General features: G+C 33.9%; 25 protein-coding genes. 20 read left to right on the top strand and 5 right to left on the bottom strand.

Translation table 11 applies throughout. The features are described 5' to 3' along the window. Positions 1-554 precede the first annotated feature (554 nt). The gene (gene pflB / locus HMPREF2897_RS02715) at positions 555-2,801 is read left to right on the top strand and encodes a formate C-acetyltransferase (RefSeq protein WP_002491252.1); all 2,247 of its coding nucleotides are present in this window, start codon (positions 555-557) and stop codon (positions 2,799-2,801) included. 21 nt (positions 2,802-2,822) lie between these two features. Beyond that, positions 2,823-3,578: a pyruvate formate-lyase-activating protein gene (gene pflA, locus HMPREF2897_RS02710; protein WP_002446860.1), complete on the top strand. Its 756-nt coding sequence runs from the start codon at positions 2,823-2,825 to the stop codon at positions 3,576-3,578. Positions 3,579-3,719: 141 nt separating this feature from the next. On the opposite strand, the gene HMPREF2897_RS02705 is transcribed toward pflA, so the two are convergent. Further along, positions 3,720-4,937: an ArgE/DapE family deacylase gene (locus HMPREF2897_RS02705; protein WP_032602686.1), complete on the bottom strand. Its 1,218-nt coding sequence runs from the start codon at positions 4,935-4,937 to the stop codon at positions 3,720-3,722. 347 nt (positions 4,938-5,284) lie between these two features. Between HMPREF2897_RS02705 and brnQ the strand changes: the two genes are divergently transcribed. From brnQ to HMPREF2897_RS02655, 10 genes are all read left to right on the top strand, one after another. Then, positions 5,285-6,646, top strand: a complete 1,362-nt coding sequence (gene brnQ, locus HMPREF2897_RS02700) for a branched-chain amino acid transport system II carrier protein (RefSeq protein WP_002446862.1) — start codon at positions 5,285-5,287, stop codon at positions 6,644-6,646. A 466-nt stretch (positions 6,647-7,112) separates the two neighbouring features. Further along, the gene (locus HMPREF2897_RS02695) at positions 7,113-7,652 is read left to right on the top strand and encodes a TetR/AcrR family transcriptional regulator (RefSeq protein WP_002446863.1); all 540 of its coding nucleotides are present in this window, start codon (positions 7,113-7,115) and stop codon (positions 7,650-7,652) included. 137 nt (positions 7,653-7,789) lie between these two features. Further along, complete coding sequence (locus tag HMPREF2897_RS02690; RefSeq protein WP_032602688.1) at positions 7,790-8,683, top strand: beta-keto acid cleavage family enzyme; 894 nt, start codon at positions 7,790-7,792, stop codon at positions 8,681-8,683. Beyond that, positions 8,683-9,645, top strand: coding sequence for a 3-hydroxyacyl-CoA dehydrogenase NAD-binding domain-containing protein (locus HMPREF2897_RS02685; RefSeq protein WP_002446865.1), 963 nt, complete (start codon positions 8,683-8,685; stop codon positions 9,643-9,645). The genes HMPREF2897_RS02690 and HMPREF2897_RS02685 overlap by 1 nt, the downstream gene beginning before the upstream one ends. Next, on the top strand, positions 9,645-10,133 hold the full coding sequence (locus tag HMPREF2897_RS02680; RefSeq protein WP_070592617.1) for a thioesterase family protein: 489 nt from the start codon (positions 9,645-9,647) through the stop codon (positions 10,131-10,133). Before HMPREF2897_RS02685 ends, HMPREF2897_RS02680 begins: the two co-directional genes overlap by 1 nt. A 134-nt stretch (positions 10,134-10,267) precedes the next feature. Continuing rightward, positions 10,268-11,455, top strand: coding sequence for a betaine/proline/choline family ABC transporter ATP-binding protein (locus HMPREF2897_RS02675; RefSeq protein ID WP_002446867.1), 1,188 nt, complete (start codon positions 10,268-10,270; stop codon positions 11,453-11,455). Further along, positions 11,452-12,087 carry an ABC transporter permease gene (locus HMPREF2897_RS02670; protein WP_002456313.1) on the top strand — a complete coding sequence of 212 codons (636 nt, stop codon included), beginning with the start codon at positions 11,452-11,454 and terminating at the stop codon, positions 12,085-12,087. Before HMPREF2897_RS02675 ends, HMPREF2897_RS02670 begins: the two co-directional genes overlap by 4 nt. Before the next feature lie 18 nt (positions 12,088-12,105). Continuing rightward, positions 12,106-13,065, top strand: a complete 960-nt coding sequence (locus HMPREF2897_RS02665) for an osmoprotectant ABC transporter substrate-binding protein (RefSeq protein WP_002446869.1) — start codon at positions 12,106-12,108, stop codon at positions 13,063-13,065. Between the two features lie 2 nt (positions 13,066-13,067). Beyond that, entirely contained in the window at positions 13,068-13,715 is a 648-nt protein-coding gene (locus tag HMPREF2897_RS02660) for an ABC transporter permease (RefSeq protein ID WP_001830555.1), read from the top strand. 40 nt (positions 13,716-13,755) lie between these two features. Beyond that, on the top strand, positions 13,756-14,523 hold the full coding sequence (locus HMPREF2897_RS02655; RefSeq protein ID WP_038813018.1) for an alpha/beta hydrolase: 768 nt from the start codon (positions 13,756-13,758) through the stop codon (positions 14,521-14,523). A 270-nt stretch (positions 14,524-14,793) separates the two neighbouring features. Here the strand turns inward: HMPREF2897_RS02655 and HMPREF2897_RS02650 are convergent, their stop codons facing one another. The 3 genes from HMPREF2897_RS02650 to argF form a co-directional block, all read right to left on the bottom strand. Further along, the gene (locus HMPREF2897_RS02650; protein WP_002437775.1) at positions 14,794-16,359 is read right to left on the bottom strand and encodes a YfcC family protein; all 1,566 of its coding nucleotides are present in this window, start codon (positions 16,357-16,359) and stop codon (positions 14,794-14,796) included. A 164-nt stretch (positions 16,360-16,523) separates the two neighbouring features. Then, complete coding sequence (gene arcC / locus HMPREF2897_RS02645; protein WP_002458101.1) at positions 16,524-17,456, bottom strand: carbamate kinase; 933 nt, start codon at positions 17,454-17,456, stop codon at positions 16,524-16,526. 22 nt (positions 17,457-17,478) lie between these two features. Continuing rightward, a complete protein-coding gene (gene argF / locus HMPREF2897_RS02640) occupies positions 17,479-18,480 on the bottom strand; it encodes an ornithine carbamoyltransferase (RefSeq protein WP_002458100.1) in 1,002 nt (333 codons plus the stop codon). A gap of 483 nt (positions 18,481-18,963) precedes the next feature. Here argF and HMPREF2897_RS02635 point away from each other — a divergent pair, with 483 nt between their 5' ends. The 8 genes from HMPREF2897_RS02635 to dhaM all read left to right on the top strand — a co-directional run bounded on the left by HMPREF2897_RS02635 (position 18,964) and on the right by dhaM (position 25,365). After that, entirely contained in the window at positions 18,964-19,188 is a 225-nt protein-coding gene (locus HMPREF2897_RS02635; RefSeq protein WP_002458099.1) for a hypothetical protein, read from the top strand. A gap of 102 nt (positions 19,189-19,290) precedes the next feature. Further along, entirely contained in the window at positions 19,291-19,719 is a 429-nt protein-coding gene (locus tag HMPREF2897_RS02630; RefSeq protein WP_070592616.1) for a FosB family fosfomycin resistance bacillithiol transferase, read from the top strand. 110 nt (positions 19,720-19,829) lie between these two features. Further along, positions 19,830-20,705, top strand: a complete 876-nt coding sequence (locus HMPREF2897_RS02625; RefSeq protein WP_002458097.1) for a 5'-nucleotidase, lipoprotein e(P4) family — start codon at positions 19,830-19,832, stop codon at positions 20,703-20,705. Positions 20,706-21,005: 300 nt separating this feature from the next. Continuing rightward, positions 21,006-21,971, top strand: a complete 966-nt coding sequence (bioB, locus tag HMPREF2897_RS02620; protein ID WP_002458096.1) for a biotin synthase BioB — start codon at positions 21,006-21,008, stop codon at positions 21,969-21,971. A 304-nt stretch (positions 21,972-22,275) separates the two neighbouring features. Then, positions 22,276-23,379, top strand: coding sequence for a glycerol dehydrogenase (locus HMPREF2897_RS02615; protein WP_002446879.1), 1,104 nt, complete (start codon positions 22,276-22,278; stop codon positions 23,377-23,379). Positions 23,380-23,394: 15 nt separating this feature from the next. Beyond that, on the top strand, positions 23,395-24,357 hold the full coding sequence (gene dhaK, locus HMPREF2897_RS02610) for a dihydroxyacetone kinase subunit DhaK (RefSeq protein WP_002446880.1): 963 nt from the start codon (positions 23,395-23,397) through the stop codon (positions 24,355-24,357). 54 nt (positions 24,358-24,411) lie between these two features. Further along, the gene (gene dhaL / locus HMPREF2897_RS02605) at positions 24,412-24,987 is read left to right on the top strand and encodes a dihydroxyacetone kinase subunit DhaL (RefSeq protein ID WP_002446881.1); all 576 of its coding nucleotides are present in this window, start codon (positions 24,412-24,414) and stop codon (positions 24,985-24,987) included. Positions 24,988-24,990: 3 nt separating this feature from the next. Beyond that, positions 24,991-25,365 (top strand): dihydroxyacetone kinase phosphoryl donor subunit DhaM, encoded by a 375-nt coding sequence (dhaM, locus tag HMPREF2897_RS02600; protein ID WP_001830585.1) that lies wholly within the window; start codon positions 24,991-24,993, stop codon positions 25,363-25,365. A 79-nt stretch (positions 25,366-25,444) separates the two neighbouring features. On the opposite strand, the gene HMPREF2897_RS02595 is transcribed toward dhaM, so the two are convergent. Beyond that, entirely contained in the window at positions 25,445-26,893 is a 1,449-nt protein-coding gene (locus HMPREF2897_RS02595) for an MFS transporter (RefSeq protein WP_002458093.1), read from the bottom strand. Between the last annotated feature and the right edge of the window lie 26 nt (positions 26,894-26,919).

The following is a 26,919-nucleotide window of genomic DNA, read 5'->3' as shown; positions in this document are numbered from 1 at the left end:
TCTTTTTAATTCTAGTTTTATGGATTTTTAAAAAGAAAGAAGCTAAATCAATAATAATAAAGAGGTAAATTAAGAGTGTGAAAAATGAGGTAGAGTAGAATTTATTTTGAGTACAATCCCCATATAGCTTATGAGCTCTAAGTTGAACTGTCTATAAAATTTATGTGTTAGGACACTCAAACGCACATCTGTAATATCTATGATATGTTTTTCAATTTAGCCTTATTAGTAACAGAGATAAAAAGACTAAGCCAGTTTCTAATTTAATGATAGATAAACAAAACCTGAGACAACAATTGTCTCAGGTTTTGTTTTACTTTTCGTTATAAGATAGTGAATTTTTCTTGCTATGAGGTTTCATTATAGAAGGAATTTTTCAGAAAACTGTTATGTAACAGGATAATTTATTCACAAACTGTTATAACTTCTGTCACAGGTTCGTAATTTATACAAACTTTAGTAGAAAATATGCCACAAATTATGTGAAATTAATCACATGGTTCATGGTATACTGCCGTTGAAAACGTTAACAATACGAAATGGAGGCGGAGAGTATGTTAGAAACAAATAATCATACTAATGCTTGGCAAGGATTTAAAACAGGTCGTTGGAATAAAAATATAGACGTGAGAGAATTCATACAATTGAACTATTCATTATATGAAGGTGACGATGAATTTTTAGAAGGTCCTACAAAAGCAACTGAAACTTTATGGGATCAAGTAATGCAATTATCAAAAGAAGAACGTGAGCGCGGTGGCATGTGGGACATGGATACTAAAGTGGCATCGACAATCACTTCTCATGACGCTGGTTACTTAGACAAAGATTTAGAAAAAGTTGTTGGTGTTCAAACTGAAAAACCATTCAAACGTTCTATGCAACCATTCGGTGGTATTCGTATGGCAAAAGCAGCATGTGAAGCGTATGGTTACGAATTAGATCCAGAAACAGAAAAAATCTTCACTGAATATCGTAAAACACACAACCAAGGTGTATTCGATGCATATTCAAGAGAAATGTTAAACTGTCGTAAAGCTGGTATTATTACTGGTTTGCCAGATGCTTACGGACGTGGACGTATTATCGGAGACTATCGTCGTGTTGCTTTATACGGTGTAGATTTCTTAATGGAACAAAAACTTAAAGACTTTAACACAATGTCTACTGAAATGTCTGAAGATGTAATTCGTTTACGTGAAGAATTATCAGAGCAATATCGTTCACTTCAAGATTTAAAAGAATTAGGTCAAAAATATGGATTTGATATTAGCCGTCCTGCTACTAACTTCAAAGAAGCTGTGCAATGGTTATACTTAGCATATTTAGCTGCTATCAAAGAACAAAATGGTGCAGCAATGAGTTTAGGACGTACTTCAACATTCTTAGATATTTATGCTGAACGTGATTTACAAAATGGTGACATCACTGAACAAGAAGTTCAAGAAATCATTGACCACTTCATTATGAAATTGCGTATCGTTAAATTCGCGCGTACGCCTGAATATAATGAATTATTCTCTGGAGATCCAACTTGGGTAACTGAATCTATCGGTGGTGTAGGTATTGACGGACGTCCAATGGTAACTAAAAACTCATTCCGTTTCTTACACTCATTAGATAATTTAGGTCCAGCACCAGAACCAAACTTAACAGTGTTATGGTCTACTCGCTTACCTGAAAACTTCAAAATCTATTGTGCTAAAATGAGTATTAAAACGAGCTCAATCCAATATGAAAATGATGACTTAATGCGTGAAAGCTATGGCGATGATTATGGTATCGCTTGCTGTGTATCTGCCATGAAGATTGGTAAACAAATGCAATTCTTCGGTGCACGTGCTAACTTAGCTAAAGCATTACTTTACGCTATCAATGGTGGTAAAGATGAAAAATCTGGTAAACAAGTTGGGCCAAGTTATGAAGGTATTAAATCAGACGTACTAGATTATGATGAAGTCTTCGAAAGATATGAAAAAATGATGGACTGGTTAGCTGGCGTATATATCAACTCATTAAATATCATTCACTATATGCATGATAAATATAGCTATGAACGTCTTGAAATGGCTTTACATGATACAGAAATTATTCGCACAATGGCAACTGGTATTGCCGGATTGTCTGTAGCAGCTGACTCTTTATCAGCGATTAAATATGCACAAGTTAAACCTATCCGTAACGAAGAAGGTCTTGTAACTGACTTTAAAATCGAAGGCGACTTCCCTAAATATGGTAATAATGACAGTCGTGTTGATGAAATTGCAGTAGATTTAGTTGAACGTTTCATGACTAAATTACGTAGCCATAAAACATACCGTAATTCTGAACACACAATGAGTGTATTAACAATTACTTCAAACGTTGTTTATGGTAAGAAAACTGGTAACACACCAGATGGACGTAAAGCTGGCGAACCATTTGCACCTGGCGCAAACCCAATGCATGGTCGTGACCAAAAAGGTGCATTATCTTCACTAAGTTCAGTAGCTAAAATACCTTACGATTGCTGTAAAGATGGTATCTCAAATACATTTAGTATCGTACCGAAATCACTAGGTAAAGAAGAAGCAGATCAAAATAAAAACTTAACTAGTATGTTAGATGGTTATGCAATGCAACATGGTCATCACCTCAACATTAACGTATTTAATAGAGAAACATTAATTGATGCAATGGAACACCCAGAAGAGTATCCACAATTAACGATTCGTGTATCTGGATACGCTGTAAACTTCATTAAATTAACACGTGAACAACAATTAGATGTTATTTCACGTACATTCCACGAATCTATGTAATAAATTTAAGGTGGGAGCAAAATGCTTAAAGGACACTTACACTCCGTTGAAAGTATGGGCACTGTCGACGGGCCAGGACTTAGATATATATTATTTACTCAAGGTTGTTTGTTAAGATGTTTATATTGTCATAATCCAGACACTTGGAAGATTAACGAACCATCAAGAGAAGTGACGGTTGATGAAATGGTAAATGAAATCTTACCGTACAAACCTTACTTTGAAGCTTCAGGTGGTGGGGTAACAGTCAGTGGTGGCGAACCATTACTACAAATGCCTTTCTTGGAGCAATTATTCAAGGAATTAAAAGCGAATGGTGTTCACACATGCATTGATACTTCTGCGGGATGTGTGAATGATACACCAGCATTTAATCGTCATTTTGATGAATTGCAAAAGCATACAGATTTAATCTTATTAGATATTAAACATATTGATAATGATAAGCACATCAAATTAACAGGCAAACCTAACACACATATTTTAAAGTTTGCACGTAAATTATCTGATATGAAACAACCTGTTTGGATTAGACATGTTTTAGTACCTGGTATTTCGGATGATAAAGAAGATTTGATAAAACTAGGAGAATTTATTAATTCTTTAGATAACGTTGAAAAGTTTGAAATCTTACCATATCATCAACTCGGTGTGCATAAGTGGAAAAATTTAGGCATTCCTTATCAACTCGAAAATGTTGAACCGCCTGACGATGAAGCGGTTAAAGAAGCTTATCGTTATGTTAACTTTAATGGCAAAATACCTGTAACATTATAGAAAGATAAATATATATAGTAATAGCCTGAGACATCAATCGTTGTCTCAGGCTTCTTTACGTTTAATCAGTCGATAAACTGAGTTTAAAATATATCTCAATTAACTTTATTTAATAAAAATATGATCATAAGTTTAAATAGTTTACTTTTCTAGATATGCTTTAAATACATCTTTATAAACATCAATGTAACTTAAATACATATCTTTTCTAATAAATTCATCAACTTGATGCGCCATAATAGATTCTCCAGGTCCAAAGACAGCAAAATCCACGTTATTTTCATTTGTTCCTAGGAAACTAGATGCATCAGTTGTACCAATCAATGCACTCACAACAATGTCTTCATGTACATAATTCGGTGCAATACGTGTAATATTTTGAATAAGAGGACTATCACGATCACTTGCCACTGGATCGTGACTGCTAGGTATATCTACAGTTAAATAATCTTCACCCACATGACGAATGACTTTTTCAAATAAATCCTTCACGAAAGTGCTGTCATATTCTGGAACAGTTCTTACATTATATTTAGCTGTCGCTTTATGAGGAACAGAATTAACTTGTTTACCACCATTGAATACAGAGTTTAACATTACAAATCCAGAGTAGATATGTGATTCTTCTTCACCAATTTTTCTGTGGAGATGTTTCTCAATCATTGGAACAGCGTCTAACTCGTGTACTTTATCATGTTCTTTAATATTTTTATATTCTTGTTTCATTTCATTTACAAAATCAACTAAAATATCAACAGCATTTGTACCTAGGTGTGGCATAGAACTATGTGCAGCCTTACCTTTCGCTGTGACTACACAACTCATAGAACCTTTATGAGCATAGTAAGCGATATTACTAGTTGGTTCGCCAATAATTAAACCACTCACATCATCTAAGTAACCTTCATCAGCTAGTAATTGTGCACCATATTGTTCCGTCTCTTCTCCTGTAGTAGCTAATAAACGTATCGTACCTTGCTTTAATGCGTTTGATTGTTTTAATTCAATCATCGCGATGACCATCGCCATAAGACCACCTTTCATGTCAGTGGTACCTCTGCCGAATAACTTGCCATCTTTATCTGTGAGTTCAAATGGAGGAAAAGTCCAATCATCATGGTCACCAGCATCTACAACATCCATGTGTCCACTGATTGCTAAGACTGGAGCGCCACTACCAATTTCAGCAACTAAATTAGCGCGTGAATCATTAACTTTAACAATCTTAGAATCAATATCATATTGACTTAACAGGTCTTTTAAGTACTCACATACTTTAATTTCATGATCATTCTCAGTTTGAATCTTGACGATATCAGCTAATAATCTTATTTTGTCTTGCTCACTCAATACAGTCATTTCACAGTCCTCCTCATTTTTAGTAATGATTTTCACTTTTTAATAAAAAATAAAAATCCTTGTACACTTAATATTATCAAAAACTTTTATTAATTAAAATTTATATGCTAAAATAAATGGATTTTTAATAAAAAATAAATATTGACTTAATATTTCTTATAAAAAAACAACAATGTATAGAAATATTAAAAATTTTTCATTATTTATAGTTTGAATCGTGTTATAAAATGAAAAGCGATGAGATTAAGGTGTAATAATACACACATATATAAATATAACTTCGTGCCACGCAGACGGTTAAAATCATGTATAATAGCTAATAATACATATTAGGAGATACATAATTAATGATGAAAAATAAATTAACATTAAAAGAGAATCTATTTATCGGCTCAATGCTGTTTGGTCTATTTTTTGGTGCTGGAAATCTCATTTTTCCAATTCACTTAGGTCAAACTGCGGGGGCAAATGTATGGACCGCCAATTTAGGATTTCTTATCACGGCTATCGGACTACCTTTTTTAGGAATTATAGCGATAGGTGTATCTAAAACAAACGGGGTCTTTGAAATTTCCTCAAGGATAAGTAAAATATATGGTTATTTGTTCACAATTGGCTTGTATCTTGTTATAGGTCCGTTTTTTGCGTTGCCAAGACTTGCGACGACGTCATTTGAAATAGCATTTTCACCATTTATTTCATCTGGTACGGCCCAAGCGTTGTTGCCTATTTTTAGTATTTTATTCTTCGGAGTAGCGTGGTTATTTTCGCGTAAACCTTCTAAAATATTAGACTATATTGGAAAATTCTTAAATCCGGTCTTTCTCATCTTGCTTGGAATTGTTGTTGTGCTTGCATTTATCCGTCCTATGGGTGGAATTAGTCATGCGCCAGTAAGTGCTGATTATAGCAATAGCGTGTTACTCAAAGGGTTTATCGATGGATATAATACATTAGACGCTTTGGCATCATTAGCATTTGGTATTATCATTGTTACTACAATTAAAAAGTTGGGGATTACTAATCCGAATACAATCGCTAAAGAAACTTTAAAATCAGGTACGATTAGTATTATAGCTATGGGCGTTATTTATACTTTATTAGCTTTAATGGGTACGATGAGTTTAGGTCGTTTTAAAGTAAGTGAAAATGGTGGTATTGCGCTTGCTCAGATTGCACAACATTATTTAGGGGATTACGGAATTATTATTTTGTCACTAATCATCATTGTGGCATGTCTGAAAACAGCAATAGGATTGATCACAGCCTTTTCGGAAACATTTACAGAGTTATTCCCTAAATCTAACTATCTTTGGTTAGCTACTGGGGTGAGTATATTAGCTTGTATATTTGCTAATGTAGGTTTAACAAAAATTATTATGTATTCAACACCAGTGTTGATGTTCATTTATCCTTTAGCGATTACTTTAATTTTATTAGCATTACTTAGTCCATTATTTAAACATTCTAAAATTGTCTATCGATTTACAACATTATTTACAATGGTGGCGGCATTTGTAGATGGTGTGAAAGCAAGTCCAGAGTTCTTTGTTAATACAAAATTTGCACAAACAATCATTGGATTTGGTGAAAATTATCTCCCATTCTTTAACATTGGTATGGGATGGATTGTTCCAGCACTTATTGGTTTCATTATTGGTATTATTGTATACTTTATGACTGCTAAAAAATCGTCCCACGTACAATAAGGCTGAGTTAATAAATGATATAACTGCGAATTTCTTAATAATTATATTTCAAGATTATTATAATTTTTAAATACATCATTTTATTAATAAGTATATTAATTGTTAGTGAGATAAAATTTAATAGTACTACTACACAAAAAAGAGAGGGCGAAATCGCTCTCTCTTTTCTTGGATTTTTATAAGTGAATAAAAAAGTATTAAGCAACGGAATGGAGCTACTTAATATTTTTTCATAATTAACCGACGTTGACAGAGGAACATATATTATATGATAAGTTTACTTTTTATATGTTTGTGACATATAGTAATAAGTAAATCGTTATTAATAAATACAATTCATGTTAATAAAGTTGAATTTAAGAAAAGTTGTTTATAAAATAAATACACTCGATAAGTATGGGTGTTGAAAAAGTGTTAAATAATTACAATTATATATTATTTAGAATTCGATAAAGAAGGTGACGAAATGCCTAGAACTTCCAAAAGACAATTAATATTAGAATCGGCCGCAGCTATTATTAATGAAAAAGGTGCTGATTATCTCACGTTGGATGCTGTAGCTCAAAGGGCTGGAATAAGTAAAGGTGGTTTATTTTATCATTTTAAAAGTAAAGATGAACTCATCAAAGAGCTGGTTAACTATGCCAATAATTTGTACAGAGATAACGTGAACCAACATATCGATAATGAAAAGAACAAAAAAGGGCAATGGCTCAACGCATTTATAGAAGCGACAAGAGCACATCGTACGGATAATGCGCCTATTACTTCTGGAATGTTAGCGGCGCAAGGGACTAATAGAAGTTTATTATCACCATTAAAGACCTCATATCAAGAATGGCAATATCAAATTACACACGACGGGTTAGATGAGGTAGATGCTACCATTATTCGCTTAGCTGTCGATGGTTTATGGTTGTCGGAAATATTCGGAATTAGTGCTATAGATGAAGAAATGAGAGAGAAAGTTATTGAACGTTTAAAGATGCAAATAGAAAAAAATTAAATAAGCTATATCCATAGAGCAGGGTGATGTCTCGTACATCGCGCTGTTCTTTTTTGTGTAAAGTCAGTTGAAACTAAACCGACTAGTTGGTATAGTAATCAATGTCATAAAAAATAAAACTTTTAGAGGTGTTAATGATGCAAAAAGTTGTTTTAACAGCAGCTATTACTGGCGCTGGAGATACAATACAAAAAAATGAGAACGTACCAGTTACACCACAAGAACTTGCAGATTCAGCAATTAAATGTGCACGAGCAGGAGCAACTGTCGCACATATTCATGTAAGAGATCCTGAAACTGGAGGAGTAAGTCATGATCCAGAACTGTATGCTGAAACAGTTAGATTAATCAGAGAAGCTGATGAAGATATCGTCATTAATGTGACATCTGGTGGCGGTGGAGACTTCATTCCAAGTCTAGAACATCCAGAGACAGGTGGAGAAGGAACTTGGATTCAAACACCAGAAGAACGTTTTAAACCTATTGGTGACTTATTACCAGAAATGTGTACATTAGATTGTGGCAGTGTCAATATGGGAGATGCAATATACTTAAGCCCTGCATCGTGGTTACGTAAACAAGCACAAATGGTTAAAGATGCGGGAGTCAAGCCTGAGCTTGAATGTTTTGATACAGGTCATGTGAGTTTTGCCAAACAAATGATAGAAGAAGGATTAATTGATGGAGACCCTATGTTCCAATTTTGTTTAGGTATTCCTTGGGGTGCAGAAAATGATCCTGAAACAATAGAATATCTTAAATCACGTATACCAGAAAATGCACATTGGTCAGCATTTGGCATTGGTAAGATGCAACTCCCAACTGTAAGAGAAGTTGCGCAACGTGGAGGAAATGTTCGTGTTGGATTAGAAGATAATATTTATTTAAGAAAAGGTGTAAAAGCAACGAATGAAGCATTGGTAGAAGAGGCAAAAAGAATTTTAGCAGGGCTCGACATTGAGCCACTTACACCTGCTGAAGCAAGAGAAAAATTTAATCTTAGAAATCCTCATGGTAAAGGAGACAAATAATGAAATTCGCAGTTGTTGGAACAGGTGTAATTGGTAGTGGATGGATTACTAGAATGCTTGCGCATGGTCATGAAGTGATTGCTACTGATCCAAGTGAAGGTGCATATGAACGCATGTTGACACAAGTTAAACAAAATTGGCCTTACGCAGAGCAAATGGGCCTTGCTGAAAATGCATCAATTCAAAACTTAACATTTACACCACATTTAGAAGAAGCGGTCAAAGATGCGGATCATATTCAAGAAAATGTACCAGAAGTAGAAGAAATTAAAGATGCTGTATTAAAAGAGATTGATTTTTATGCGAAACCCGAAGCAACAATTGGTTCAAGTACATCAGGAATTATGCCTTCAGAATTACAAGCTAACTTATCACATCCTGAACGATTAGTTGTTGCCCATCCATTTCACCCGGTATATATTTTGCCATTAGTCGAAATTGTGCCAGGTAAACAAACATCTGAAGAAACCACAGTTAAAGCCGAACAGATTTATGAAAGTATTGGTATGGATGTTTTACATGTGCGTCATGAAATAGAAGGACATATTGCAGATCGTCTTATGGAAGCATTATGGCGTGAATCATTGCACATAGTTAATGATGGTATTGCAACAACAGAGGAAGTTGATAAGGCGTTTACTCATGCAGCAGGTTTACGTTATGCACAATATGGTCCATTTATGACGTTCCACTTGGCAGGTGGTGAAGGTGGTATGCGTCATATGTTAAAACAATTTGGGCCAGCTTTAAAAAAACCTTGGACAAAACTCATCGCGCCTGAACTGACAGATGACTTATATCATAAAGTAGTAAATGGTAGTGAAGCATCTTCTCAAGGATATACAATGTCTGAACTTGATCAAAAAAGAAACGAATTTCTAATTAAAGTGAAAGAATTAGCCGAACAATATTGGCCAAGTGATAGTAAAGCGATGAAAAAGTCTAACGGAGCGGAGTTATAATGATGAATCAACAGTATGTGTTTCACACAAAAGTGCATCGTGATTGGGTAGACCATAACGGGCACCTAAATGATGCAATGTATAACCGAATTTTCAGTGATACAACAGATGATTGGTTAGGTCATTTAGGATTAACTATTGATGCCATTCAATCTTATCAATATACCGTATTCACCTTAGAAAATCATGTCATGTTTCTTAATGAAATGAAAGAAAATGAAGATGTCATTGTTAAAGTACATCTTCACGATTATGATAGCAAACGATTACATGTCCTAATGGAAATGTTTAATGCAGATGATGATTTATGTGCAACATATGAAGTGATGCTGATGGGCATTGATACGACTTCAGGAAGACCTTCAGTATTTCCGAACGACATTTTGAATAACATCGAACGCTATTATAATATAGAAAATGTGGAGACGACATCTCAATATATAGGTCATCGTATCGGCATCAAGAAAAAGCCAAAAAGCAAAGAGTAATACAACTTAGAATTTAGATGAATATGATTTAAGGACTCTTTTGTGCCTTGTTCTTACTTAGTTTACTTTGTATAACATCACAATGAGTCCTTATTTTTTAACAAATTGAATTACCTATAGAAAGGAATGGACATATGTTAAGTATTAAAAACTTATCAAAGGTCTATGCAGGTGGTAAAAAAGCTGTAGATAATATGACCATAGACATTGAATCAGGAGACTTTATTGCATTTATTGGGACAAGCGGTAGCGGTAAAACAACTGCCCTTAGAATGATTAATCGTATGATTGAATCTACAGAGGGAGAAATTACCATTGACGGTAAAAATATCAAAGAGCTTAATCCGGTTGAGCTTCGTCGCAGTATCGGTTATGTCATACAACAAATCGGCTTAATGCCACATATGACAGTGAAAGAGAATATTGTTCTCGTACCAAAGTTATTAAAATGGTCACAAGAGAAAAAGGATGAGAAAGCGAAAGAACTTATACGCTTAGTAGATTTACCAGAAGAATATTTAGATCGATATCCTTCAGAATTATCAGGTGGTCAACAACAACGTATTGGTGTTGTAAGAGCACTCGCAGCTGAACAAGATATTATTTTAATGGATGAACCGTTTGGTGCACTCGATCCAATCACAAGAGATACATTACAAGACTTAGTCAAAAAATTACAACAACAATTAGGAAAGACATTCATTTTTGTTACACATGATATGGATGAAGCGATCAAACTTGCAGATAAAATATGTATTATGACAAATGGACAGGTGGTTCAATATGACACGCCAGATAATATTTTACGTAGTCCAGCGAATGATTTCGTTAGAGACTTTATTGGTCAGAATCGCTTAATTCAAGATAGACCTAATATCCGTACAGTTAAAGATGCGATGATTAAACCCGTGACAGTACATGTTGACCGTTCTCTTAATGATGCGGTGAATATTATGAGAGAGAAAAGAGTCGATACGATATTTGTTGTCGGCAATGATGAGCATTTATTGGGTTATTTAGATATTGAAGATATTAACGAAGGATTAAGACATCATAAAGAACTTATAGATACGATGCAACGAGATATTTATAGAGTACGTATTGATAGTAAGTTACAAGATTCTGTTCGTACAATTCTTAAACGTAATGTACGTAATGTACCCGTTGTTGACAGTGATAATAAAACATTATTAGGCCTTGTCACTCGAGCTAACCTTGTAGACATTGTTTATGACAGTATTTGGGGAGAGTTAGAATCGGATAACAATGATAATCATTCTGGGATTGTTGAACCCGAATCCACAGGAGTTGAGACACCATGATAAAGTTTATTTCGGAACATAGTGGTATGTTATTTGCAAAGACATTCGAACATTTGTACATATCGATAGTGGCATTGGTTATTGCAATAATCGTAGCGGTTCCTTTAGGCATTTTATTATCTAAAAAGGAAAAGCTTTCGAAAGTGTCATTGACGATAGCTGGCGTTTTACAAACGATACCTACATTAGCGGTATTAGCTTTAATGATTCCATTATTTGGTGTAGGAAAAACACCTGCAATTATAGCGTTATTTTTATATGTATTATTACCAATTTTAAATAATACGATTATAGGCATTCAAAATATAGATTCCAACCTTAGAGAAGCAGGACGTAGTATGGGAATGACTAATTTTCAATTGATGAAAGATGTGGAGTTGCCACTCGCATTACCATTAATACTTAGTGGAATTAGACTGTCTTCTGTCTACGTTATTAGTTGGGCAACATTGGCAAGTTATGTTGGTGCTGGTGGTTTAGGTGATTTTATCTTTAACGGATTAGCACTATTTGAACCGAGTATGATTATTACTGCAACTATTCTTGTCACTGCTATTGCACTTATTGTAGATTATGTTTTATCACTGATTGAAAAATGGGTTGTACCTAAAGGATTAAAAGTTTCCAGATAATCATTGAAGGAGGATAATATGAAGAATTATAAAAAATATCTAATTGTTTTAGTATTATGTCTAACAGTGTTATCTGGATGTAACTTACCCGGTTTAAAAAATAGTCATTCAGATGACGATGTTAGAATCACAAGTTTAGGAACAAGTGAATCACAAATTATATCGCACATGCTGAGATTACTTATTGAACATGATACAAAAGGTGAAATTAAACCTACCTTAATTAATAATTTAGGTTCAAGTACGATTCAACATAATGCTGTCACAAGTGGCCAAGCTAATATGTCAGGTACGCGTTATACAGGCACTGACTTAACAGGGGCGTTGAAAGAAGATCCGATTAAAGATCCTAAAAAGGCCATGAAAGCGACTCAAGAAGGGTTTAAAAAGAAATACAATCAAACCTTCTTCAATTCATATGGTTTTGAAAACACATATGCATTGATAGTAACAAAAGAGACAGCTAAGAAATATCATTTAGAAACTGTTTCAGACTTGGAAAAGCATGCTAAAGATTTAAGAGTAGGTATGGATAGTTCATGGATGGACCGTAAAGGTGACGGTTATCCAGCATTTAAAAAAGAATATGGCTATAGTTTCGGTACGGTAAGACCTATGCAAATTGGTCTGGTTTACGATGCACTTAGTTCTGGCAAATTAGACGTTGCCGTAGGTTATTCTACAGATGGACGTATTTCAGCATATGATTTAAAAGTGTTGAAAGATGATCGTCGATTCTTCCCACCATACGATGCCAGTCCACTTGCATCAGATCAATTGTTAAAAGAGAAGCCAGAGCTCAAACCGATTGTTAAAAAATTAGAAGGTAAGATATCAACAGAACAAATGCAAGAATTAAATTATCAAGCTGATGGTAAAGGGAAAGAGCCTGCAACAGTTGCAGAGGACTTCTTGAAAAAACATCATTATTTTGAAGACGATGACAATAAAAAAGGTAAACAGAAAGGTGGTCAATAAACATGGAAGGGAATTTAATACAACAACTCGTTCACTACTACCAAATGAACTTTGGCTACCTATGGGAATTGTTTGTTAATCATTTGTTAATGTCTGTTTACGGTGTTTTACTAGCATGTTTAGTGGGCATACCTCTTGGTATCATCATTGCACGATTTGGTAAATTATCAGGTGTCATTATCACTATTGCGAATATTATTCAAACTGTTCCGGTTATTGCTATGTTAGCGATATTAATGCTTAGCATGGGACTCGGTATGAATACAGTCATTTTTACTGTGTTCTTATATGCCTTGCTTCCTATTATTAAAAATACGTATACAGGAATTAATGAAGTTGACCCAAATATTAAAGATGCTGGAAAAGGGATGGGTATGACGCGTAACCAAGTATTAACTATGATTGAGTTACCTCTGTCACTTTCAGTTATTATAGGTGGTATTCGGATTGCCCTTGTTGTAGCTATTGGTGTCGTAGCTGTAGGTTCATTTATTGGTGCACCAACATTAGGTGATATTGTGATTAGAGGTACAAATGCAACTGATGGAACACTATTTATTCTAGCAGGTGCCATACCTATCGTTATCATTGTCATACTTATAGATGTTTTATTACGTTTATTAGAGAAAAAGCTAGATCCAGCTACGTAAGTAATTTAATTTTTTACACAGGGAGGAGTGATCCAACATTATGGCTCATATTACATTAAATTATTTATCTAAAACTTTAGGAATGCATCAAACGATTAATGTCATTCTTCCAGAAGATAAAAGTTACTTTGATACAAATGAAAATGCGAAACCATTAAAAACTATGTTATTGCTACATGGTTTATCAAGTGATACTTCCTCTTATATGAGATATACGAGTATAGAACGCTATGCGAATACCCACCAACTAGCAGTGGTGATGCCTAATGCTGATCATAGTTTCTATTCAAATATGGCTTATGGACATAGTTATTATGACTATATACTAGAAGTTTATGATTATGTTCATCAAATATTTCCATTGTCTAAAAAGAGAGAAGATAATTTTATAGCAGGTCACTCTATGGGAGGTTATGGTGCAATCAAATTTGCATTAACGCAAAGTTATCGTTTCTCAAAAGCCGCCATGCTTTCAGCGCCATATGATGTTTCTATGATTGGTCAATATCAATGGTATGATTTTACTCCAGAAGCAATTGTAGGTAATACGCAACATATCGCGGGGACATCTTTTGATCCATACTATTTAGTTGAACAAGCAATAGACAATGGACAAACGTTACCACAATTATATATTACTTGTGGAACTGAAGATGAACTATATCAATGTAATATTGATTTTGTGAACTATTTAGATGAAAAAGGTATTCCATATCAATTTAAAAAAGCGACAGGTCATCACGATTATGCATTTTGGGATAAAGCAATAGAAGATGTCATTGACCGTTTTACATCATCACATATTTAAAATGAATGTTAGAATATAGTTCAACCCGTACGGTTTTTGTTAAGGTTAATAAAGAAGTGGGAGAGCGTACTTATTGAATGAGTTAGATTATTTCAACAATGAAGCGTCCCATGCATGTGAAATTTGAATATAGAACTTTTTTATTTAAGCATCGACTGCTCATATGCTAAGAACGCCTAGGACGACTATTAATGTCCTAGGCGTTCTTTTTTTCGTCATTTCTAAAAGATATAACTATGAATAGGTAAATCTTTTTCCACTGTTAAAAGATTATGAGTATATTAAAACTTGTGTAATAAGTAAGCCTCCACCAAATATTAAAACAAACGCAACAACAGGCCATACGAAACGTAACCAGTGTGAGTAGCGCATGTTTAACATTTGAAGTGTTGCCATTACAAGTCCAGTAGGCGCTAAGAACAACATTGCATACTGACCGAATTGATATGTTGTAACAATAACAAATCTTGGTATACCTACTGTATCAGCTAATGGCGCAAAGATAGGCATAGATAGTACTGCTAATCCTGATGAGGACGGCACGATAAATCCTAAACAGAAAAAGATAAAGAGCAGAACAATGATAAATAAAGGCCCACTCATATGTTGCACGATAGATGATGAAAAGTGCAAGATTGTGTCAGAAATCATTCCTTTATTCAATACTAAGTTGATTCCTCGAGCTAAACCAATGATTAAAGATACACCTACTAAACTTGAAGCACCATTAACGAATGCATCTACAGTGCCTTTTTCGCCTAAACCATATTGTCCTGTTCCAGCAATAAACATGATGACAATGGTAAAGATCAAGAATGCAGATGCCATGACTGGGAACCACCATCCTTGTGTCATGACGCCCCAAACCATAATAGGGAATGGTAGGACGAAAAGCGTAAGAATAATCTTTTTACGTAATGTAAATTCAGAAGAACCGTCATCATGAAGCACAGACCACTGTTTTTCAAATGCTGCTTTGTCTTCATAAGAATAAGAGGATTTAGGATCTTTTTTAATTTTTTTACAATACCAGAATAAATAACTAATAACAAATATGGCACCGATGATACAAGCGCCTATTCTCCAATAAAGACCATCAGTAAAAGTTGTTCCTGCTGCATTAGAAGCAATGACGACTGAGAATGGGTTGATTGTTGAGAATGTACTACCCACAGAGCTTGCTAAGAAAATTGCACCGACTGAGACAATAGAATCATATCCGAGCGCAATAAATATTGGAACGAGTACAGGATAGAACGCTACAGCTTCCTCTTCAATACCACATAGCGTTCCGCCTATAATCATAAGTATAGAGACAAAGGCGATAAGCATAAATTCGTGGCCTTTCGTCTTTTGAGTAAGTGCTAACAATCCTGATTCAAAGGACCCACTCGCTTGAACAACGCCAATCAATCCACCTAGAACAAGTATAAAGACCATAATATCGACGGCTTCGATGGTTCCTTTAACCATGCTACTGGTAATTTGATCAAGACCAGCTGGATGTTGTTTTAAACGTTCGTAAGTATTAGGAATTGAAACGGGTTTATTAATTGCACCAGATTTAAATTGTTCTATTTTGATTTTAACGCCTAATCGATCAAGCTCTTTTTGTGTTCCAGGAACTTTTTTTACCTGATGATGAGGATTGACAATTTTTAATTCTTGGGATGAAGGTTCATATGAAAGTTTTGAGTATGCACCCGCGGGGATTATCCAAGTTGCTATAACTGCGACAACTGTTAGGATAAAGAGAATCATAAATGCACCTGGCATTCTAAAGTTAAAACGTTTTTTCTTTTTATTATCATTGATCGCTTGTTCCAACGGTTTCATCTCCTTCGACAGTTAACCTAAAATAAAAGCCTATCAATTGAATTTGATTAGTATTTTACATGATTGATTAAGGAAGTGCACCCTGCTTGAAATGGAGAGGAGTGGAATAACAGGATGCACTGTATGAATATGTTTAAATTAATTTCTACTTATGCGTTAAAATGCTATTTTGTAATGAGTGTGCCAATTTTACCTTCTAGTGCTGCATCTAATTGGCTTAATGATGTGATGAGCACGCTACCGTTAGGATTATTTTCAATAAAGGAGATGGCAGATTCAATTTTAGGTAGCATGCTGCCTTTGGCGAATTGTTCTTCTTCAATATATGTTTTAAGCGTATCTATATTTGTTGTTTTAAGTGCTTGCTGTTGGTCAGTATGATAGTTGATATAAACATAATCAATCGCTGTTAAAATAATGAGTTGATCACAATGAATATCAGCACCTAATAATGCACTTGTTTTGTCTTTATCAATGACGGCATCTATACCTTTAAAGCTATCGTGCTGCTCACGAATGACTGGTATACCACCTCCACCTGCAGCGATGACAAGTGTGTCATTTTCTATTAGAGTTTTAATACTTTTCAGTTCGATAATAGATATTGGTTGTGGTGATGGTACGACGCGACGGTAACCTCGACCAGCATCTTCTACAAATTGATAACCTTTTTCCTGTTGAATACGATGTGCTTCTTCTTTAGTGTAGAACAGACCGATGGGTTTACTAGGACTATTAAAAGCTGGGTCGCCTTCATCAACTTCTACTTGGGTAACTAGTGTGACAACTTGCTTATCTATGCCCATTGAATGAAGTTCATTTTGTAAACTTTCTTGAAGTTGATAGCCGATGTAGGCTTGACTCATAGCGCCACATTCAGCAAATGGAAAAGCAGGACCTTGATCGTGTTCAGCTGCATAATTCAGACCAAGGTTAATACTTCCTACTTGTGGTCCATTACCGTGACTAATCACAATTTCGTGACCTTTAGTAATTAATCCTACTAGGGATTTAGCTGTATTTTTTACTAATTCAAGTTGTTCTTGTGGTGATTTTCCTAAAGCGTTTCCACCTAAAGCTACTACAATTTTAGCCATTTCACTCACTTCCTTCTATAATTTAGAATTCTCCTAAAGTTGCTACCATGACTGCTTTAATTGTATGCATTCTATTCTCAGCTTCTTGGAATACTACAGAAGCTTTGCTTTCGAAGACATCATCAGTGACTTCCATTTCACTAATGCCATATTTTTCATAAATTTGTTGACCAATTTTAGTTTCTGCATTGTGGAAAGAAGGTAAACAATGTTCAAAAATAACATTTGGATTGCCTGTTTTTTCTAATAGTGTTTGGTTAACTTGATATGGTTTTAAAAGTTTAAGGCGTTCTTGCCATACTTCATCAGGTTCGCCCATTGATACCCAAACATCTGTATAAATAACATCAGAATCTTTCACGCCTTTATCAATATCATCTGTTATTAAAATGTTACCACCATTTTCCGCCGCAATACGTTCGCAACGATTTAATAATTCCTCTGTCGGATTGAGTTCTTTAGGACAAACAAGATGGAAATTCATACCCATAATGGCAGCACCTTGCATTAATGCGTTAGCAACATTGTTACGTCCATCGCCAACATAAGTGAAGTTGATATCTGCATACTCTTTTTTCAATACTTCTTTAGCAGTTAAAAAATCAGCAAGCACTTGTGTAGGGTGATCTTCATCGGTTAATCCATTCCATACCGGAACACCTGAATATTGTGCTAATGTTTCTACAGTACGTTGAGAGAACCCTCTGTACTCAATACCATCATACATACCACCAAGCACACGTGCTGTATCTTTAGCAGTCTCTTTTTTACCCATTTGAGAACCTGTAGGTCCAAGATAAGTGACGTGTGCACCTTGATCATGTGCGGCAACTTCGAATGCGCAACGTGTTCTAGTGGAATCTTTTTCAAAAAGAAGTGCGATATTTTTATTTTTTAGCATAGGCTTTTCAGTGCCGATATATTTGGCACGCTTCAAATCTTCGGAGAGTGTTAATAAAAATTCTACCTCTTGTCGTGAAAAGTCTAATAAAGTTAAAAAGCTTCTGTTACGTAAATTTTTCATCAATAACAACTCCTTGTGAATGAATTACAATTTTATTGTAAGCGTTTCCTTGAAGTTTTCAACTTATCTCAAAAATTGTAATTTTTTATTAATAAATCAATGAACTTTTTATTAACATTGGATTTGAATAGTGTGAAATTTGTCAAAAAGGTTTATGTTTAAGTTAAAACCAACTTTAAAGAATTTAGAAAATTCAATTAAAATGAATTTAACACATTTTAAATAATGACGGTAGGTCAGACTCGAAATGTAAGAGGTATGTTAGTTGAATAAAGCGTAGTAACTTCTTTATATTATTAGTGAATTCTCAAAATAATTGTAAAATTATATTGATTAATCACTTGTTCTTTATTATATTTAAAAACATCTCTTACAATAAACCACAACTTACATGAAATTTAAGTTATCAGTGGATTATTTTAGTTAAATTGAAGGTTATTCAAAGTAAAAAGGGCATATTAGTATTATAGGAGGAACAGTAAGATGAAAGTGTATAAGTTGAATTATCAACACCATAAAGATATTGTTGATGATAATGTATTAACGATGTTTGTAACAGCTGACAATCAAGATGAAGTTGAAGCGTTTGCGAAAAAATTACATTACAAGATTGAACATTTATCTCCATTAACTAAAAAGGAATTTGAAGAAGAGAAAGCGAAAGATTCACACTATAGACTTGAACACGTGGATCACTATTTAAATTAATTATTCAATCATATATCAGTACATCCTGTAATCATTCGTTTGGTTACAGTTTTTTTACGCATGATATTAAATTTTAGCTTCACTAATACAAGGAGTGTATAAATGGAAATAACAAGTGTTAATCATATTTGTTTTTCAGTAAGTGATTTAAATACCTCTATACAATTTTATAAAGATATTTTACAAGGTGACTTATTAGTATCAGGGAGAACGACAGCATATTTAACTATTGGTCATACTTGGATTGCACTGAATCAAGAAAAAAATATACCAAGGAATGAAATAAACCATTCCTATACACACGTTGCTTTCTCCATAGATGAAGAAGATTTTCAAAAATGGATTCAATGGCTTAAAGAGAATCAAGTAAATATTTTAAAAGGGCGACCAAGAGATATTAAAGACAAAAAGTCGATATATTTTACAGATCCGGATGGGCATAAAATTGAATTACATACTGGGACATTAAAAGATAGAATGGAATATTATAAAAGTGAGAAGACGCATATGCAATTTTACGGTGAGTTTTGATATTTTAATTGATATGTAATTTTTTGTAAAAAAATTTTATGATTCATTTTGGAATAAAATTACTATATACTAAAATTTGTAATTTTCAATTATTTTAATGAGGTGAATCAATGAATAAATTATCAAAGTACATTGCAATAGCTACATTAGCATCGACAGTGACAATTTCGGCACCAATTCATACATATGCATGTGAATCTCATACTAAAGATAACCATAATCATACGACACAACATCAAAATGATCCCAACCTTGGTGAACAAAATGTAATGGCTGTCTCATGGTATCAAAATTCTGCCGAAGCGAAGGCACTTTATCTACAGGGATACAATACTGCGAAATATCAGTTAGATGAAAATATCAAAAAGCATAAAGGTAAGAAAAAACTTGCTATAGCTTTAGACTTAGATGAAACAGTGCTTGATAATTCACCATATCAAGGATATGCTTCTATGCACGATACATCTTTTCCAGAAGGATGGCATGAATGGGTTGCAGCAGCGAAGGCAAAACCTGTGTATGGTGCCAAATCATTCTTAAAATATGCTGACAAAAAAGGTATCGATATTTACTATATTTCTGACCGTGATAAAGAAAAAGATTTTAAAGCTACAAAGGAAAATTTAAAAAATATTGGACTACCGCAAGCGAAAGATAATCATATTTTACTAAAAGGGAAAAACGATAAAAGTAAAGCATCACGACGCCAACAAGTCGAAAAAAATCATAAGTTAGTGATGTTATTTGGTGACAATTTGTTAGATTTTACAGATCCTAAAAAGTCTACTGCTAAAGAACGTGAGAAACTCGTGCAGAAACATGAAAAAGATTTTGGCACAAAGTATATTATTTTCCCTAATCCAATGTATGGAAGTTGGGAATCTACACTTTATCATAACAATTACCAAATAAGTAAGAATGAAAAAGATACATTACGAAAGGCATCAATTAAACAATTTAATCCTAAAACGGGTGAAGTAAAATAATTCCTGACATTAAATACTAAATTTCTATTAGTAAAAGAAAGTTTTGCGCATAATGATCGTATTGTGTGCAGACACTTTAATAATTAATAAAGTTATATTTACATGGAGTACTTTAATTCCGTGTTATACCATTGCGAGGATGAAACAATGTACGCGTTGTTCCATCCTTTTTTTATAAACCTTTTTTATAAATATTTTCAATCATATCTAGATTAATGTAAACTTATAATAGGAAAAAGTTTACAATGTGCAATCGGATGATTTGAAATGCTAATTTTTAAGAAAAAGGAGTTAAAGATTATGACATTAAACCTAGCCCAACGTGTGTTAAATCAAGAGTCATTAACAAAAGATGAAGCAATATCTATTTTCGAAAATGCTGAAATTGATACATTTGATTTATTAAATGAAGCCTATACAGTGAGAAAACATTACTACGGTAAAAAAGTTAAGCTTAATATGATATTAAATGCTAAAAGTGGTATCTGTGCAGAAGATTGTGGGTACTGTGGGCAATCTGTAAAAATGAAAGAAAAGCAACGTTATGCACTTGTTGAACAGGACCAAATTAAAAAAGGTGCTCAAGTAGCAACTGAAAATCAAATCGGTACATATTGTATCGTTATGAGTGGTAGAGGACCTAGTAACAGAGAAGTCGATCATATTTGTGAAACAGTAGAAGATATTAAAAAGGTACACCCACAACTAAAGATTTGTGCATGCTTAGGATTAACGAAAGAAGAACAAGCTAAAAAATTAAAGACTGCTGGTGTCGATCGCTATAATCATAATTTAAATACGAGTGAGCGTTATCACGATGAAGTAGTAACTACACATACATATGAGGATAGAGTGAATACGGTTGAAATGATGAAAGATAATCATATTTCTCCTTGTTCAGGCGTGATATGTGGTATGGGAGAGTCAAATGAGGACATTATTGATATGGCATTTGCTTTAAGAGCCATAGATGCTGATAGCATTCCTATTAATTTTTTACATCCTATTAAAGGAACTAAATTCGGTGGATTAGATTTATTGTCACCAATGAAATGTTTAAGAATTATAGCGATGTTTAGGTTAATCAATCCAACAAAAGAAATTAGAATTGCAGGTGGACGGGAGGTAAATCTACGTTCATTACAACCACTCGCATTGAAAGCGGCCAATTCAATTTTTGTAGGAGATTACTTAATTACTGGTGGTCAACCGAATGAGGAAGATTATCGTATGATTGAAGATTTAGGGTTTGAAATTGACAGTTAAATTATAATTAAAAATATTTTCATTCAATGTAAATATAGTTTTAAATAAATTGTCATAATGCACTAACCATGCGCTGTTTTAATGAATTTTTAAAAGAATTAACAACAATTTAATCAAATACTATTAAATTTTCGATGGATAATCCTTTAAAAAATTTTTTGAAAGCGTATACTAGGAATTGAGAGATGAGAGACAGTATGATCCATGCTTATTAAAAATTAAGATTAGGGGAATGAGATTACATTATTTCATTTTAAATCTTATTTTTTAATATAAATATAAAAGATGTTTTGGAGGAATACTTATGTCTAAATTTATTTATCAATCACCTGGAAGATATGTACAAGGGAAAGGTATTGTTAGCTCTATCGCTGAAGAAACAGAACGTCTTGGTAGTCATGCGTTGATTATTGCAGACGAAGTAGTTTGGAATATTACTGAAGAAAAAATAAAAGAAAGTTTCTCAGCAAATAACAACGTTGATTTTGAATATGAAGTATTTAAAGGAGAATCTTCTGAAGAAGAAATTCAACGTATAGCTAAACAATATAAAGAAAAAAATATTGACGTTGTTATTGGTTTAGGTGGAGGTAAAGCGTTAGATACAGGTAAAGCTGTGGCATTTGAACTTAAAGCAAGCGTCATCGATTTTGCGTCTACAGCATCAATGGATGCACCAACAGCAGCAGTATCTGTTATTTATAACGAAGATGGATCATTTAGTGGTTATGAATTCTACCCTAAAAACCCTGATACAGTTATCGTAGATTCTGAAATTGTTGCACAAGCACCTGTACGTTTATTTGCATCAGGTATGAGTGATGGTTTAGCAACATTAATCGAAGTTGAATCTACACTTCGTAGACAAGGACAAAACATGTTCCATGGCAAACCTACATTAGCAAGTTTAGCAATCGCTCAAAAATGTGAAGAAGTTATTTTTGAATATGGTTATAGTGCTTATACTTCTGTAGAAAAACATATCGTGACACCACAAGTAGATGCTGTGATTGAAGCCAATACATTACTTTCAGGTTTAGGATTTGAAAACGGCGGATTAGCAGGTGCGCACGCAATTCATAATGGATTCACAGCTTTAGAAGGAGACATCCACCACTTAACTCATGGTGAAAAAGTGGCATACGGTATTTTAGTACAATTAGTACTTGAAAATGCGCCAACTGAAAAATTCATGAAATACAAAACATTCTTCGATAATATCAATATGCCAACAACATTAGAAGGTCTTCACATTGAAAACACAAGTTATGAAGAATTAGTTCAAGTAGGTGAACGTGCATTAACACCAAATGATACGTTTGCTAACTTAAGTGATAAAATCACTGCTGATGAAATCGCAGACGCAATTTTAACTGTTAACGATTTATCTAAAAGTCAGTTCAACTAAAAGGAGTCGCTTTGAATGAAAAAGTTAATTCAAGATAAAAACACAATTTTAAAAGATATGCTTGATGGAATTACAGTTTCAAACAACGATGTTGAAGTTGTATCTGACACTATTGTTGTTAGAAAGCATAAAAAACAATCAGGTGTTGCACTCGTTTCTGGTGGCGGTAGTGGTCATGAACCTGCACATGCAGGATTTGTAGCAGAAGGCATGCTCGATGCAGCTGTATGTGGAGAAATCTTCACTTCACCTACACCTGATAAAATATTAGATGCCATTAAAGCTGTGGACAATGGTGACGGCGTTCTACTTGTCATTAAAAACTATGCAGGAGACGTTATGAACTTTGAAATGGCTCAAGAAATGGCTCAAATGGAAGATATTAAAGTTGAAAGTGTCATTGTTAGAGATGATATTGCAATTTCTGACCCGGAAAAACGCCGTGGAGTAGCAGGTACAGTGTTTGTGCATAAATATGCTGGATACCTAGCTGAAAAAGGTGTTGCACTTGATGAAATCAAATCTAAAGTTGAGGCACTTTTACCAGATATTAAAAGTATTGGTATGGCATTAACGCCTCCAATGGTGCCCACAACTGGTAAAAATGGTTTCGATATTGAAGACAATCAAATGGAAATTGGTATCGGTATTCACGGTGAAAAAGGTTTACATCGTGAAGACGTACAACCCATCAACGTGATTGTTGAACGTTTACTCGATCAGTTGTACAAAGAAATTGAGAAAAAACCTTTAATCGTAATGGTTAACGGTATGGGTGGTACACCACTATCAGAATTAAATATAGTTACTAAATATCTAGATGAACAATTCAATCAGAATGATATTGATGTTAAACAATGGTTCGTAGGTGACTATATGACAGCGTTAGACATGCAAGGCTTCTCTATTACTGTACTCCCCTTCAGTGAAGAAGTGAGTGAAGCTTTAGCTGCACCTACAGCAAGTAAATATTTTTAATTTTAAAATTCAATAAGTAATAAATATATATTAAATTTTGAGGTGACTTAGAGAATGAATGTAGCAGATATCAAAGCACGCTTATTAGATTTAGAAAATACTTTTAAAGAAAAAGAAAGTGAACTGACTGATTTAGACAGAGCTATTGGTGATGGAGATCATGGCGTAAATATGGTCAGAGGTTTCGAACACTTAAAAGAAAAAATAGATGATCAAAGTATGCAAGCGCTATTTAAATCAACAGGTATGACGTTAATGTCTAACGTAGGTGGTGCTTCTGGACCATTATACGGGTTTGGTTTTATCAAAATGGCGAGTGCAGTGAATGATGAAATTGATCATGATAATCTTAAAGACGTACTTAAAGCGTTTGCTGATGGCATTCAACAACGTGGTAAAGTCGAATTAAATGAAAAAACGATGTATGATGTTATCGAACGTGCGAGAAAAGCTGTTGAAAATGATGAAACAGTAGATCTTGATAAACTACAATCATTTGCTAATGAAACCAAAGATATGGTAGCTACTAAAGGCCGTGCATCATATTTTAACGAAGCTTCAAAAGGTTATATTGATCCTGGTGCACAAAGTAGTGTTTATATTCTTAATGCAATTATAGGAGGAGAGTAAGTCATGACATCTATAGTAGTAGTAAGTCATAGTCATAAAATCGCAGAAGGTGTTAAACAATTAATCAATCAAATGACTGACGGTGGTGTTGACCTTATTGCCGTTGGTGGTTTAAGTGACGATGAAATCGGTACATCATTTGATCAAATCGTCTCTGTAATTAATGGACTTGAAAATGATGCGCTTTGTTTCTATGACATCGGTTCAGCAGGCATGAATTTAGACACAGCTTTAGAAATGTACGAAGGTGACCACAAAATTGTTAAAATGGAAGCGCCAATCGTTGAAGGAAGTTTTATTGCAAGTGTAGGAATTAAATCAAATATGAGTATGGATAGTGTTATCTCTGAAGTAAGAGCTAAATATCCTGAAGAATAATACTAAATCTTTATATATAGAGCTAGGCACATTACAAGTGATACATTGTAATGTGCCTAGCTTTTGATTTAACATCTTTTTATGATTCCCGAGGTGGTGTAATACGTCTACCTTTACCTAAAATCATTTGTATAATTGAAGAAACGAACATGACCATATTGAAAATAATCATTAATAAGAATATTTGATGATCAGCATCAATCGCAACATCTTGCAACTTTTTAAGGTAAATCATTTTATCAGTAATGTTTTCGGCATATATAGACTGTGTTCCTTTTTGGATATGATTCTTAATCGTATAAGCAATAATCGGTATCAACATAGCAGCAGAGAAATTTCTCATTGTATGCATGGTTTGAGAACGTTGTGCTGCTTCTTTTAAATCTCCGTCCAATAATGTAGCCATCGAGCCACTAACTAAGGTCATGCTTGCACCGAAGCCGAGCAGAAGACCTTGAATATAAAGTAATGGAATGTTAATCGTATTTCCCAGAATAATCCAATGGATGCTTACATATAGCAAGGCTGACGATCCCAATGTACCTAAAAAACCTGCACCGACAGAGCTATAAAAGAACATTTTTAAGATACCCGTTATAATGACTCCAACAAAGAAAAAGAAATAGAAATGTAATGAAATATCAAAAGGCAACTTTAATATTCTTACGATATAGACATTGATACCAGCAATGCCTGTTAATAAAGTTAAATGTGATGAAATTGCCATTGTTGCACCGACGAAAGGCTTTTTACTGAATAGTGTATGAAAGTGAACAATAGGATGTGTAGCTTGCCGATTTGTAATGATAAAATTTACAATAAAAAATATTGCAATTAAGAGTATCGGCCACACCCATAATGAATGGTAGCCTTTTTGAGTAAGAAGTGACATAGGAATCATTAAAGAAATGGTACTTAATACTAAAGTAATCATCATTGATCGACTAATATGAATATCTGACGTTTGATGATATTCATCTTTTCTTAATATGACGTTGCCTAGAATTAAGCATAATATCGCGGAGATGATATTTACTACAAAAATCCAATGCCAACGATCTAATTCTAATGATAAACTACCAGATAATCCTCCAAGCGCATTTGAACCAAATAAACCTACAATAACCATCAATAAAAATACATTTCTATATTGTTTTGGAAAGTTCAAGAAAAGTTTAGGTAACAAGGTAAAGAATAATACACCTGAACTGAAACTTTGAATCATTTTAGCAATAGACAAAATGATTAAGTTAAAAGATAAAAGTCCTAAGATTGAACCAATGAGAAATATAAACACAAAGCATAAGTAATTACGCTTGAATCCATATTTATGTGTGAGTGTATGCCCCAACGGTATACCTAAAGCAAAAGTGAAATTAGCTAATACAGAGGGGATAATCAGATATTGAGAGCCAATACCAAAGGATGTTTGAAGGATACCTTGATTTAAACTATAGGCTAAATTTGAAAAAAATTGAGAGCCTACACCAAAAATTGTAATAAACACGAGGACAGTGATTTCTAACATCTTGTCTCGTTTTGAAGACCAAAATT

The sequence above is a fragment of the Staphylococcus sp. HMSC065D05 genome, assembly GCF_001813195.1.
In the GTDB taxonomy this organism is placed as follows: Bacteria; Bacillota; Bacilli; order Staphylococcales; family Staphylococcaceae; genus Staphylococcus; species Staphylococcus epidermidis.
This window is presented reverse-complemented; position numbering and strand designations above follow the sequence as displayed.